At 74.2% G+C, this 14,008-nt stretch carries 6 protein-coding genes; all 6 read left to right on the forward strand.

The genetic code is table 11. The features are described 5' to 3' along the window. Positions 1-10: 10 nt before the first annotated feature. Genes AB0J69_RS56925 through AB0J69_RS56950 form a run of 6 tightly spaced genes read left to right on the forward strand, consistent with a single transcriptional unit; the run spans position 11 to position 13,692 of the window. Entirely contained in the window at positions 11-9,535 is a 9,525-nt protein-coding gene (locus AB0J69_RS56925) for an SDR family NAD(P)-dependent oxidoreductase (protein ID WP_364136788.1), read from the forward strand. A 32-nt stretch (positions 9,536-9,567) separates the two neighbouring features. Further along, positions 9,568-10,416, forward strand: a complete 849-nt coding sequence (locus AB0J69_RS56930) for a 3-hydroxyacyl-CoA dehydrogenase NAD-binding domain-containing protein (protein ID WP_364136790.1) — start codon at positions 9,568-9,570, stop codon at positions 10,414-10,416. Positions 10,417-10,431: 15 nt separating this feature from the next. After that, complete coding sequence (locus tag AB0J69_RS56935; RefSeq protein ID WP_364136792.1) at positions 10,432-10,686, forward strand: acyl carrier protein; 255 nt, start codon at positions 10,432-10,434, stop codon at positions 10,684-10,686. After that, positions 10,683-11,825, forward strand: a complete 1,143-nt coding sequence (locus AB0J69_RS56940; RefSeq protein WP_364136793.1) for an acyl-CoA dehydrogenase family protein — start codon at positions 10,683-10,685, stop codon at positions 11,823-11,825. Before AB0J69_RS56935 ends, AB0J69_RS56940 begins: the two co-directional genes overlap by 4 nt. Continuing rightward, positions 11,822-12,907, forward strand: coding sequence for an HAD-IIIC family phosphatase (locus tag AB0J69_RS56945; RefSeq protein WP_364136795.1), 1,086 nt, complete (start codon positions 11,822-11,824; stop codon positions 12,905-12,907). The genes AB0J69_RS56940 and AB0J69_RS56945 overlap by 4 nt, the downstream gene beginning before the upstream one ends. After that, positions 12,904-13,692 carry a thioesterase domain-containing protein gene (locus AB0J69_RS56950; protein WP_364136797.1) on the forward strand — a complete coding sequence of 263 codons (789 nt, stop codon included), beginning with the start codon at positions 12,904-12,906 and terminating at the stop codon, positions 13,690-13,692. Before AB0J69_RS56945 ends, AB0J69_RS56950 begins: the two co-directional genes overlap by 4 nt. The last annotated feature ends 316 nt before the right edge of the window (positions 13,693-14,008 follow it).

Raw genomic sequence — 14,008 nt, forward strand, 5'->3', positions numbered from 1 at the left:
GACGGTAGACGTGAACGACGACATCGAAAGCCCGGGCACCGACATCGCGATCGTCGGGATGTCCGGCCGCTTCCCCGGGGCGTCCGACGTCGCCGAGCTCTGGTCGGTCATCCGGGCCGGGGCATCCGGGATCACCCGTTTCACCGACGACGAGCTCCGCGCCGCGGGAGTGCCGGACGAGCTGCTGGCCGACCCCTCGTACGTGAAGGCCGGCCCGGTCATCGACGGGGTGGAGCTGTTCGACGCGGCCTTCTTCGGGTTCAGCCCCAAGGAGGCCCAGATCCTCGACCCGCAGCACCGGCTCTTCCTGGAGCACAGCTGGGCCGCGCTGGAGGACGCGGGTTGCGACCCCAAGCGGTTCGACGGCTCGATCGGCGTGTTCGGCGGCTGCGCGCACAGCTCCTACCTGCAGAACAACCTCGTGCCCAGCGGCATCGGGGCCGTCATGGGCGAGCTGGCGCTCGGGCTCGCCAACGACAAGGACTCCCTGACCACCCGCGTCGCGCACGCCCTGGGCCTGTCGGGCCCCAGCTACGGCGTGCAGAGCTACTGCTCGACCTCGCTCGTCGCGGTGTGCGCGGCGGCCTCCAGCCTGGCCGGCTTCGAATGCGACCTGGCGCTGGCCGGGGGCGTCGCGGTCAACGTGCCCCACCGCGTGGGCTACGTGTACCAGCCCGGCGGCATCGCGCCCCCCGACGGCGAGTGCCGCGCCTTCGACGCCGGAGGGCTCGGCAGCCCGCTCGGCAGCGGCGTCGGCGTGGTCGCGCTGCGGCGGCTGGAGGACGCGCTCGCCGACGGCGACCAGATCTACGCGGTCATCCGCGGCTGGGCGGTCAACAACGACGGCGGGCGCAAGGTCGGCTTCACCGCCCCCGGCGTGCAGGGCCAGGCCGCCGTCATGGCCGAGGCGCTGGCCAGCGCCGACCTGACGGCCGCCGACATCGACTACGTGGAGGCGCACGGCACCGGCACCTCGCTCGGCGACGCCGCCGAGCTGGCCGCGCTGCAGCAGGTGTTCCGCGGCCAGTCGCTGCTGATCGGATCGGTCAAGACCAACGTGGGCCACCTGGACCGGGCGGCGGGCGTGACCAACCTCATCAAGGCCGCGCTCTCCCTGTGCCACGACGAGATCCCGCCCACGCTCAACCTCGCCGAGCCCAACCCGCAGCTCGCCGGCGGCGAGGCCGACCTCAGCGTGGTCACCGCCCTGCGGAGCTGGCCGCGCGAGGCCGGGCGCACGCGCCGCGCCGGAGTGAGCGCGTTCGGCATCGGCGGCACCAACGCCCACGTGGTGCTGGAAGAGGCGCCGCTGGTGCCCAGGACGCAGGAGCCGGCCCGGCCCGAGCCGCTCGTGTGGTCCGCGCGCACGGCCGCGGCCGCCGACGCGATGACCGACCGGCTCGCCGCCCACCTGGCCGGCGACGGCAGCGGGCACCCGCTCGCCGACGTGGCCCACACCCTGCAGACCGGCCGCCAGGTGTTCGGCCACCGCAGGATGCTGGTCGCCGCCACCCCCGCCGAGGCGGCCGAGGGCATGCGGAACGCCGCCGTACTGGGCCGCGCCGAGAGCCGCGCCGACCGGCCCGTCGCCTTCCTCATCGCCGGTACCGGCGAGCAGTACCCGGGCATGGCCGCCGAGCTGCACCGGTCGGAGCCGGTCTTCCGCGCCGCGCTCGACGACTGCCGGGCCGAGCTGCGCCGCCTGACGGGCGGCACCGATCCGGTCACGGAGCTGCTGGGCCCGCGCCAGGCGGACTCCGGCCGGCTCGACCGGCTGCTCGGCCGCGCCGCCGCCCCCGACGCGGCGACGCCGACCGCCGTGCTGCAGCCCGCGCTGTTCGCGGTGGAGTACGCGCTGGCCAGGCTCGTGCTGTCGTGGGGGATCGAGCCCACCGTGCTGGCCGGGTACAGCCTCGGCGAGTACGTCGCCGCCACCCTGGCCGGCGTGCTGTCCCTCAAGGACGCCCTCGCCCTGGTCACCTACCGTGCCCGCCTGATCGGCGAGCTGCCCGAGGGCCGGATGAGCGCGGTGCCGCTGGCCGCCCACGACCTCCAGGACCGGCTGCGCCGGGCCGGGATCACCGGGGTGGACGTGGGCGCCGTCAGCGGGCCCGAGCTGACCGTGCTGTCCGGCGAGCCGGAGGGCATGCTGGCGGCGAAGGAGCTGCTGGCGGCCGAGTCGGTGCCCTGCCGCCCGCTGGCCACCACGCACGCCTTCCACTCCCGGATGATGGAGCCGCTCCGCGACCGGCTCACCGCGTGGATCGCGGAGAACGTCTCGCTCCAGGCGCCCCGCATCCCGTACGTCTCCAACGTCACCGGGGAGCCGGCCACCGCCGAGCAGGTGACCGACCCGGCCTACTGGGCGGAGCACATGTGCGCGGCCGTCCAGTTCGACGGCGTCCTGCGTACCCTGCTGGGCCACGACGGCGACGCCGCGCTGCTGGAGATCGGGCCGGGGCAGTCGCTGGGCGCGATGGCCCGCGGCCACCGCGACTGCCCGCCCGAGCGCTGGCCGCTGATCGTGGCCACGCTGCCCGGCGCCGACGACCCCCGCCCGGCCTCGGCCGTGCTCGCGGAGGCGGCGGGGCGGTTGTGGCTGGCGGGCGTGCCGATCGACTGGTCCGGCTACCGGCAGGACCGGCCGGTGGCCAAGGTGGGCCTGCCGACCTACCCGTTCCAGCGCGAGCGCTACTGGGTGGACGGCCCGGCCACCGCGCCGCTCCCGGCGGTCGCCGAGTCCCGGCCCTCGCACGTACGGCTCATGACTCCCCGCTGGACGCCCGCCCCGACGTCGGGCGACGCCGCCGAGCCGGTGGGGCGCTGCGTGCTGCTGGCCGGCCGCGCCGAGACCGCCGAGGCGCTGGCCCGCGCCCTGCGCGCCACCGGCACCGAGGTCGTGACCGTGCTGCCGGGCGACTCCTTCACGGAGACGCCCGCGGGCCTCACCATCGACCCGGAGTCGGCAGCCGACCACGACGCCCTGGCCCGCCGCCTGACCGACGCCACCGTCGTCGTGGACCTCCGCCTCCTCGACCGACCGGCCGACGGCAGCCCCGACGGCAGCGCCGACGGCAGGCCGGACGACAGGCTTGACGACAGGCTTGACGACAGGTCCGGCAGCGGGCCCGCCAGCGGACCCGCCGCCGGGCGCTCGGACGGGCGCTCCGCCGGACCCGCGGACGGGCGTGACACCCTGCTCCCGGTGGCCCGACTGCTGCACGCCTGGGGCGAGGAAGGCGGCGACAGCACCCGCGTCCTGCTCGCCACCCGGGGCGGCCAGGCCGTGGCCGGCGGCGAGACCCCCGCTCCCGGGCAGGCCGCCGTCGCCACCCTCCCCATGGTCGCCAACCAGGAGTACCTCACCCTCGACTGCACCACCGTCGACCTCGCCCCCGACTCCACCCCGGAGGCCGCGGCCGAGGCCCTGATCACCGAGATCCGCCACCGCGGCGACGACGCGTTCGTCGCCTACCGCGCCGGCACCCGCCTCGTCCGCACCTACACCGAGGCCGAGCCGGCCGACCGCGCCGCACCCGCCACCGGCGACGGGGCCGGAGCCGGGCATCTCGCCGGGGACGGGCCGGAGGGCGGCGCTGCGGTCGCCGTGCGGCCGGGGCGCACCTACCTGGTCACCGGAGGGCTCGGGGACGTCGGGCTGCTCGTGGCCGAGCACCTGATCAGGGCCGGGGCCGACCGGCTCGTGCTGACCAGCCGGGGCGGCGTGCCCGACGACGAGGGCGACCCCCGACACCAGGCCGTGCGCCGGTTGCGCGGGCTCGGGGCCGAGGTGCTGACCCCGCGGGTGGACGTCACCGACGCCGCCGCCATGCGTACGGTGCTGGCCGGAGCGCTCGTCGGCCACCCGCTCGGCGGCGTGGTCCATGCGGCCGCCGAGACCTCCCCCGGCACCTTCCTCCCGCTGCGCGACCTCGACGAGGCCGCCGTCGCCAGGCACTTCGCCGCCAAGGTGACCGGCGCCCTGGTGCTGGAGCAGGTGCTCGCCGACCTCGAGGCCGTGCCGGACTTCTGCGTCCTGTTCTCCTCCACCTCGGCCCTCCTCGGCGGCATCACGTTCGCCTCCTACGCCGCGGCCAACGCCGCGCTCACCGCGCTCGCCCACCGCCACCCGGGCTGGGTGGCCGCGAACTGGGACACCTGGTCGGTCACCCTCGACCGGATCGAGGGCGGCCTGGGCGCCGCGATGGCCGCGCACGCCATGTCGGCCGACGAGGCGCTGGCGGCCTTCGACCGGCTGCTGGCCGACCCCCGTCCGTCCCTGGTGGTGGCGGCGGGCGGCCTGGACGACCGGCTGCCCAGGAAGGTGCCCGTCACGGCGCCCGCGTCCGGCGACCGGTTTCCGCGTCCCGAGCTTCCCCAGCCCTACACCCCGCCGCTCAACCAGGCCGAGCGCGACCTGGCCGCGCTGTGGTCGGAGGTGCTCGGCGTGGAGCCGGTCGGCACTCGCGACAACTTCTTCGATCTCGGCGGCAACTCGCTGGTGGCGCTCCAGATGCTGGCGCTGGTGAAGCAGCGGTTCGGCGTCGCGGTTCCGACCGTGGTGCTGTTCGAGGCGCCGACCGTGCACACGCTGGCCGCCGTCCTCGACGAACGCTCCACGCCCAGGCCCGCACCCGCCCGCGCCGCCGAGCGGCCCGCACCCGCCCGCGTCACCGGGCGGTCCGCGCCGCCGGACCCCGTCACGGGTCAGCCGGCCTCCGGCCTCGCTGAGGTGCGCGAGGACGACCGGCGCATCGCGATCGTCGGCATGGCGGGGCGCTTCCCCGGCGCCCCCGACGTGGAGACGTTCTGGCGGAACCTGCGCGACGGCGTCGAGTCCATCAGCTTCTTCTCCGAGGAGGAGCTGATCGCCGCCGGTGTGGACCCCGAGCAGGTCAAGGACCCGGCGTACGTGCCCGCCCGCCCGGTGCTGGAGGACATCGGCGGCTTCGACGCGGCCTTCTTCGGCATGAGCCCGCGCATGGCCGCGATCACCGACCCGCAGCAGCGGGCCTTCCTCGAGGTCTGCTGGGAGGCGCTGGAGCAGGCCGGGTACGCCGCTCCGGAGCACCGCGGCCGGGTCGGCGTGTTCGGCGGCGCCAACATCAGCACCTACCTGCTCCGGCTGACCGGTCAGCTGCTCGGCGGCGGGCAGCAGGAGTTCAGCGACTTCGAGGTCATCATGGGCAACGACAAGGACGCCCTGACCACGACCGTCTCCTACCTCTTCGACCTGTACGGCCCCAGCGTCGCCGTCCAGACGTTCTGCTCCACGTCCCTGGTCGCCGCCCACCTGGCGGTGCAGAGCCTGCGCGCCGGTGAGTGCGAGCTGGCCCTGGCGGGCGGCGTCTCCATCCGCGTGCCCGACCGGGTGGGCCACCTGTTCGGCCCCGGCGGCCAGGAGTCGCCCGACGGGCACGTACGCACCTTCGACGCCCAGGCCAGGGGCAGCATGTTCGGCGACGGCGCGGCCGTCGTCCTGCTCAAGCGGCTGTCCGACGCGGTCCGCGACGGCGACCACATCTGGTCCGTGATCCGCGGCTCGGCCATGAACAACGACGGCGCGCTCAAGGTCGGCTACACCGCCCCCAGCATCGTCGGGCAGGCCAGGGTGATCGCCGACGCGATGTCCGACGCCGGCGTCACCGGTGACGACATCAGCTACATCGAGGCGCACGGCACCGCCACCGAGCTGGGCGACCCCATCGAGGTGGCCGCCCTGACCCGCGCCTTCGGCCCCACCGACGACACGGGGTACTGCCCCATCGGCTCGGTCAAGACCAACGTGGGACACCTGGACCGGGCGGCGGGGGCCAGCGGCCTGATCAAGACCTCGCTCGCGCTGCGCGAGGCCGTGATCCCGCCCAGCCTCCACTACACCAGCCCCAACCCGGAGATCGACTTCGAGAACGGCCCGTTCTACGTGAACACCGAGCTGTCACCCTGGCGCACCCGGGACGACCGACCCCGCATCGCCGGGATCAACTCCCTCGGCATGGGCGGCACCAACGTCCACATGGTGGTCGAGCAGCCGCCCGCCAAGCAGCCGGCCGGGCCTGCCGCGCACCGCCACCACGTCCTGCCCGTCTCCGCCCGCAACTCCGCCGCCGCCGACGAGGCGTGCGACCGGCTCGGCCGGCACCTGGCCGCCGAGCCGGGCACCCGGCTGGCCGACGTGGCGTACACGCTGCAGGTCGGGCGCAAGACGTTCGAGCACCGGCGGGCCCTGGTCGCCGCCGAGCACGGGGCGGCGGCGCGGGCGCTGAGCGGCGGCGGGGGGCTGCTGGGGCGGGTCGACACCGTCCAGGGCCGCCAGGTCGCCTTCCTCTTCCACGGCGTCGGCGAGCAGTACCCCGGCCTGGCCGGCGAGCTGCACCGGCACGAACCGGCCTTCCGCGCCGCGCTGGACGAATGCCTGGCCCTGCTCGCGGATCTCGGTGTGGACGGTGCCGGCGGCGTGGACCTGGGCGACCTGCTCACCGGCGAGCGCGGCGGCGGCACGGACCTGGCCGCCCTGCTGGGCCGCGCCCGCACCGGCAACGGCAACGGCAACGCCGGTAACGGTGACGGGCGGGCCGCCGCGCTCGAACGCACCGAAGTGGTGCAGCCCGCGCTGTTCGCCGTGGAGTACGCCCTCGCCCGCACCCTGATCTCCTGGGGCATCCAGCCGCGGATCATGCTCGGCTACAGCCTCGGCGAGTACGTCGCCGCCACCCTGGCGGGCGTGCTGTCACTCAAGGACGCGCTCGCCCTGGTCACGCACCGGGCCAGGCTCATCGCCGGGCTGCCCGCCGGGTCGATGCTCGCGGTGTCGCTGCCCGCCGACCGGCTGCGCCGCCGCTTCCGCCTGGACGAGCGCGGTCTCGACCTCGCCGCCGTCAACGGCCCGCAGGTCACCGTGGTCGCCGGGCCGAGCGAGGCCGTCACGCTGCTGGCCGGCGAGCTGCGGGCGGCCGAGATCCCGTGCCGCCCGCTGGAGACCACCCACGCCTTCCACTCCCGGATGCTGGAGCCGCTGAGCGACGAGCTGACCCGGTGGGTCGAGGCCAACGTGGAGCTGAACCCGCCCGCGCTGCCGTACATCTCGAACCTGACCGGCGAGATCGCCGGCGCGGAGCTGGTGTGCGACCCCGGCTACTGGGCCAGGCACATGTGCGGGACCGTCCGATTCGCGGACGGCATCGACACGCTGCTGGCCGACCCCCAGCTGGCCGTGGCGGAGATCGGGCCGGGACAGTCGCTCGGCGCCCTGGTACGCGGCGCGGGCTGCCCGCCCGAGCGCTGGCCGCTGATCACCCACACGCTGCCCGCCACCAGCGACCCCAGGCCCGGCGACCTGACGCTCGCCGACTGCGTGGCCCGGCTCTGGCTGTGCGGCGTCACCCTCGACTGGGACGCCTACCACGGCAAGCCCCACCACGACGAGCCGCGGGACGGCGGGGTGTGGCGGGCCGATCCCGCCGCGTTCCCCGGCCGGATCCCGCTGCCCACCTATCCCTTCCAGCGGCAGCACCACTGGATCGACCCCCCGGCCCGCCGCCCCGGCGAGCTCTTGGCGGCCGAGCCGGACAACCTCTTCGACGCCATCACGAGCCTGCCCAAACTCCCCGAGGACCGCTGGCTCCACCTGCCCGTGTGGCGGCAGAGCGCGCCCCCCGCGCCCGCCGACCCGCAGCCGGGCTCGTGGCTGGTCTTCACCCGGGACGGCCTCGCCGACGCCGCCGCGGACCTGCTGCGCGCCACCGGCGCCCCCGTCACCCTGGTACGCCCCGGCGACGCCTACACCGCCACCCCCGACGGCCACACGGTCAGACCCGGCAACCCGGCCGACCTGCGAGCCCTGCTCCGCGACCTGCGCACCGCCGGCCGCCCCCTGGACCGCGTCGTCCACCTGTGGACCCTGGAGCCGGGGACCGACACCACCGCCCACGGCCTGCACACCCTCGTCGCACTCGCCAGGGCGGCGGGCGAGTCGGGGATCGGCGAGTGGTCCCTCGACGTGGCCGTCTCCGGCACCCAGGAGGTCATCGGGGCCGAGGTCACCCACCCCGAGGGCGCCACCTTGACCGGCCCCTGCCTGGTGATCCCGCTGGAGTACCCCGGCGTGACCACCCGCCTGGTCGACCTGCCGGGCGACCCGTCCGCGTCCGACCTGGCCGCGCTCGTCGCCGAGCTGGCCCGCCCGCAGACCGACCGCACGGTGGCCCTGCGCCGCGGCCGCCGCTGGCTGCCCGGCTACGAGCAGATGCCGGCCGGCCCGCAGGCCGCACCCCTCCGCGACGGCGGCGTCTACCTGATCACCGGCGGCCTCGGCGGCATCGCCCTCGGCCTGGCCGAGCACCTGGCCCGCGACTTCCGCGCCAAGCTGGTGCTGCTGGCCAGGAACGGCCTGCCGCCCCGGGAACGCTGGGCGGGCATCCTGGCGGGGGACGCGGCCGACGAGACCACCAGGAGGCGCGTCGCCCAGGTCTCCGGCCTGATCGACCTCGGCGCCGAGGTCGAGATCGTCACTGGTGACGTGGCGCGCGCCGAGGACGTCCGCCGCGCCGTGGACGCCGCCCTGACCCGCTTCGGCGCGCTGCACGGCGTGCTGCACGCGGCGGGCGTGCCCGGCATGGGCCTGATGCAGTTCAAGCGGCCCGAGGAGCTGGACGAGGTGCTGGCCCCCAAGGTCGCCGGCACGCTGGCGATCGCCGAGGCGCTCGGGATCGGCGGTCCCGGCGAGATCGAGCTGGACTTCCTCGTCCTGTTCTCCTCCATCACCTCGGCCACCGGCGGCGGCCCCGGCCAGGTGGACTACTGCGCCGCCAACGCCTTCCTGGACGGCTACGCCTGCAAGCTGGCCGCCACCGGCCGCCGCGTGCTGGCCGTCGACTGGGGCGAGTGGACCTGGAACGCCTGGGAGGCCGGGCTGGCCGGGTACGAGGAGGCGCTGCGCGACTTCTTCAAGCAGAACCGGGCCCGGGTCGGCATCGACTTCGCCGGCGGCTGGCGCTCGCTGCTGCGGGCCCTGGCCACCGGCGAGCCGCGCGTCGTGATCTCCACCCAGGACTACCCCACGCTGGTACGCGGCAGCGCCCGGTTCACCCTGGAGGCCGTCACCTCCCCGGCCGTGGGCGGGGCGGCCACCGAGCTGCACCCCAGGCCGGAGCTGGTCACCTCCTACCAGGAGCCCACCGGCCCCACCGAGGAGGCCATCGCCGCGATCTGGCGCGAGTCGCTGCGGCTCGACCGGATCGGCGCCCTGGACAACTTCTTCGAGCTCGGCGGGAACTCGCTGCTCGGCGTGGCCATCGTCGCCTCGGTGCGCCGCGCCTTCGACCTGGACGAGCTGCCGCCGCACATCCTCTACGAGGCGCCCACCGTGGCCGCGCTGAGCCAGACCGTCGAAGCCCTCACCTCGGGGACGGCGCCGGTCACGGAGCCCGACGGCGGCAGCCAGGTACGCGCCCAGCTGCGCCGTTCGGGCCTGGAGGCCTCGGCCTCCCGCAGGCGCGCGGCGGCCGCAGGAACCGCACCAATGAGAAACCGATGAAGGAGAGCCACCATGAGCGGAACGGAGCGGACATGACCGTGATCGGAGTGATCGGCGCCGGTGTCATGGGCGTCGGCGTCGCGCAGAACCTCGCCCAGACCGGGCACGACGTGGTGCTGATCGACAAGGACGAGAAGATCCTGGGCGAGGCGCTGGGGATCATCGCCCGCAACACCAGGATGAGCCGCCTCATGGGCGGCCCCGCCCTGGACCCGGACGAGGTGCTGGCCAGGATCACCACCGCGGTGGGCGCGGCGGGCGCGGCCAAGTGCGACGTCGTCATCGAGAACGTGACCGAGGACTGGGGCGTCAAGCGGGAGGTGTACGAGACGCTCGACCTCTCGTGCGGCCCCGACACCGTGTTCGTGGTCAACACCTCCGCCATCCCCATCACCAAGGTCGCGGCCGTCACCGGGCGGCCCGACAAGGTGATCGGCGTGCACTTCATGAACCCGGTGCCCGCCAAGCCGGCCGTGGAGCTGATCCCCGGCTTCCACACCTCGGCCGAGACGGTCCAGCGCACCAAGGACCTGCTGACGGCCATGGGGAAGAAGGCCATCGACGTCAAGGACTCCTGCGGCTTCGTCTCCAACCGGGTCCTGATGCTCACCGTCAACGAGGCCGCGTACCTCGTCCACGAGGGCGTGGCCGACGCCGAGTCGGTCGACGAGGTCTTCAGGAGCTGCTTCGGCCACCCGATGGGGCCGCTGGAGACCGCCGACCTGATCGGCGTGGACACGATCCTCTACAGCGTGGAGGTGCTCTACGAGCACTACGCCGACAGCAAGTACCGCCCGTGCCCGCTGCTGAAGCAGATGACCGACGCCGGGCTGCACGGCCGCAAGTCCGGCCGTGGCTTCTACACCTACGCAACGAACTGAATGGAGTCATAGAACATGTCGCACACCACCACCGAGCAGATCCTCGACTTCGTCCGCGGCAGGTACCCGCAGGCGGAGATCGACGAGACGCAGGACATCTTCGCGCTGGGCTTCGTCAACTCGCTGTTCGCGATGGAGCTGGTGATGTTCGTGGAGAAGACGTTCGGCGTCACCATCCCGAACGAGGAGCTGCGCATCGACAACTTCCGCACCGCCAGTTCCATGGCCGGGCTCGTGGTCCGGCTCTCGCCGACCCTGGCCGTCGCGTGACGCTCACCGCACCGGCTCCGGCACAGGTCGTCGACAGGCGCTCGGCGCGGGCGTTCGTCGACACCCACGTGGTGCCGTACGCGGACGACTACGACAGGAGCGGCCGCGTCCCCGAGGATTTGCTGCGGCAGGTGGCCGCGGCGGGTCTGTGGGCGCCGTTCCTGCCCCCGGAGTCGGGCGGGGCCGGGATGGACCTGGTCACGCTCGGCGAGGTGCACGAGGAGGTCGGCCGCGGCTGCTCCTCGCTGCGCAGCCTGCTCACCGTGCACACCATGGTCTCCTGGACGCTGCAGCGGTGGGGCACCCCCGAGCAGCGTGCGAGGTGGGCCCCGGGGCTGGCCGCAGGGGCCGTGCTCGGCGCGTTCTGCCTGTCCGAGCCGGGCGCCGGCAGCGACACCTCGGGGATCACCACGGCCGCCGTCGAGGTCGGCGACGGCTGGATGCTCAACGGGGTCAAGAAGTGGACGACGGGCGGGCAGCGGGCGGACCTGTTCCTGGTGTTCGCCCGTACCGGCGGCAGCATCGGCGCGTTCCTCGTGCCGAGGGACGCGCCCGGCGTGCACGTCACGCCGATCGACGACATGCTGGGCACCCGCGCCTCCATGCTGGCCGAGATCACCTTCAGCGACGTCGAGCTCGGCCCGGACGCGCTGCTCGGGCCGAGCGGCTTCACGGCGGGCATGGTGCTGACCGGCACCCTGGACCTCGGCCGGTACAGCGTGGCCGCCGGCTCGATCGGCATCCTCCAGGCGTGCCTGGAGGCGTCGGTCTCCTACGCCGCCCAGCGGCGGGTCGGCGGCCGGCCGCTGTCGGAGCTGCCGCTGATCCAGGCCAAGCTCTCCGACATGGTCACCGACACCCGGGCGGCCCGGCTGCTGCTGACCGAGGCCGGCCGGCTGAAGGACGCGGGGGAGTCGGGCACGATCATGGCGACCTGGATCGCGAAGTACTTCGCCTCCACCGCCGCGGTCCGGCACGCCGCCGAGGCCGTGCAGATCCACGGCGCCAACGGATGCAGCCCCGACTACCCCGTGGGGCGGTTCTACCGGGACGCCAAGGTCATGGAGATCATCGAGGGCAGCAACGAGATCCAGCGCATCACCATCGCAGGCCAGGCAGAGCGGGAGATGACGAGATGAGCGTGACCACCGAGCGCCAGGACTCCGGCCTCGCCCCGGCGCCGGAGAAACCGCGGCGGGGCCGCGTCAAGTGCATCGTGTGGGACCTGGACAACACCCTGTGGAACGGGGTGCTGCTGGAGGACGGCGATGTCACCGTACGGCCGGCCGTCGTCGAGAGCATCCGCGACCTCGACCGCAAGGGCGTCCTGCACTCGATCGCGAGCAAGAACGACCACGAGGCGGCGATCGCCAAGCTGACCGAGCTCGGGCTCGCGGACCTGTTCCTGTATCCGCAGATCAACTGGAACGCCAAGTCCGACTCCATCAAGAACATCGCCAAGGCGCTCAACCTCGGCGTGGACGCCTTCGCGTTCGTCGACGACCAGGAGTTCGAGCGCGCCGAGGTGACGCACGAGCTGCCCGAGGTGATCTGCGTCGACGTCCTGGAGCTGGACGAGGCGCTGGCCAGGCCCGAGTTCCGGCCCCGGTTCGTCACCGACGAGTCGGCGCGGCGGCGCGAGATGTACCAGGGGCAGCTCGCCAGGGACGAGCTGGAGGGCACCTTCGTCGGCACCAACGAGGAGTTCCTCGCCGGCCTGGAGATGGCCTTCACCATCGCCCCGGCCCGCCGCGAGGACCTGCAGCGGGCCGAGGAGCTGACCGTCCGCACCAACCAGCTCAACTCCACCGGGCGCACCTACTCCTACGAGGAGCTGGACGCCCTGCGCGAGTCCCCCGACCACCTGCTGCTGGTCGCCTCGCTCACCGACAGGTTCGGCAGCTACGGCAAGATCGGGCTGGCCCTGGTCGAGAAGCGGCAGGACGTCTGGTGGCTGCGCATGATGCTCATGTCGTGCCGGGTGATGTCGCGCGGTGTCGGCATGGTGATGCTCAACCACATCCTGCGCGAGGCCGCGCAGGCCGGGGCGGCGGTGCGGGCCGACTTCGTGGAGACCGGCCGCAACCGGATGATGCAGGTGACCTACGCCTTCGCCGGTTTCCGCGAGGTGAGCAGGGAGGGTGCCCAGGTGGTGCTGGAGGCCGACCTGAGCCAGGTGCAGCCGCCGCCCCCGTACGTCCGGTTGGAGATCGAGCGATGACCGTCGCCGTCAGTGATGACGTGCTGTCGCGGTGGCTGCCGTTCCGCGCCCTCACGGGCGCGGAGCCCGGCGCGCTGCCGCTGTACTGCCTGCCGCACGCGGGCGGCGCCGCCTCGGCGTTCCGCATGTGGCAGGGCAAGCTGCCCGGCGTGGCCGTGCAGCCGGTGCAGCCGCCGGGCCGGGAGTCCAGGCACCGGGAGCCGCCGTACGAACGCATGCCGCAGCTGGCCTCCGACCTGGCCGACGCCGTGCTCGCGGACGTGGAGACGTCCGCGGCCGGCCGCAGGTACGCCATGTACGGCCACAGCCTCGGCGCGCTCGTCGCGTTCGAGGTGGTCCGCGAGGTCAGGCGGCGCGGCGGCCCCCAGCCCGTGCACCTGTTCGTCTCCGGCTCCGACGCCCCGCACGTCACCTACGAGGACGGGCCCATGGTGCGGAAGATGAACCGGGACGAGGTGGTGGAGCTGCTGCGCAGGCTGGGCGGCACGCCCGAGTGGCTGCTGGCCGACGCGGAGGCGCTGGAGATGATCCTGCCCGCCGTACGGGCCGACTTCACCGTCAAGGAAACCTACCTCTACCAGGACGAGCCCCCGCTCGACCTGCCGATCTCGGCGCTGCCCAGCAGGTCCGACCCGCGCGTCACGCTCGCGAAGGCGGACGGGTGGCGGGAGCAGACCAGCGGGAACTTCGCGCGGCACCTGTTCGACGGGGGCCACTTCGCCGTCTTCGAGCAGGCGCCGCGCACCCACCGGATCGTGGCGGAGGCGCTGCGGCCGTGGGTGTGAAGCCGCCCGGGACCGTGCGGGTCTGGCGGGTGCACCTGGACCGGCCCGAACGGCCGGGCTGGTGGAGCTGCCTGTCCGACGCCGAGCGGGAGCGGGCGCGGGCCCTGGCAGGCCCGCTCGACCGGAGCCGTTACGTGGTGGCGCACGCCGCCCTGCGCTCCGTGCTCGGGCGGGCCTGCGGCATGCCCGCCGGGCAGCTCCGCCTCACCACCGACCCGTCGGGGGCCCCCCCCCCGGGGCGGGGCGGGGGGGGGGGCCCCCCCCCCCAGAAACAAATGCACAACCCACCCCGGGGCCGCGGGGGGGGGGGGGGCCA

This window comes from Nonomuraea sp. NPDC049709, from assembly GCF_040674815.1.
Lineage (GTDB): Bacteria > Actinomycetota > Actinomycetes > Streptosporangiales > Streptosporangiaceae > Nonomuraea.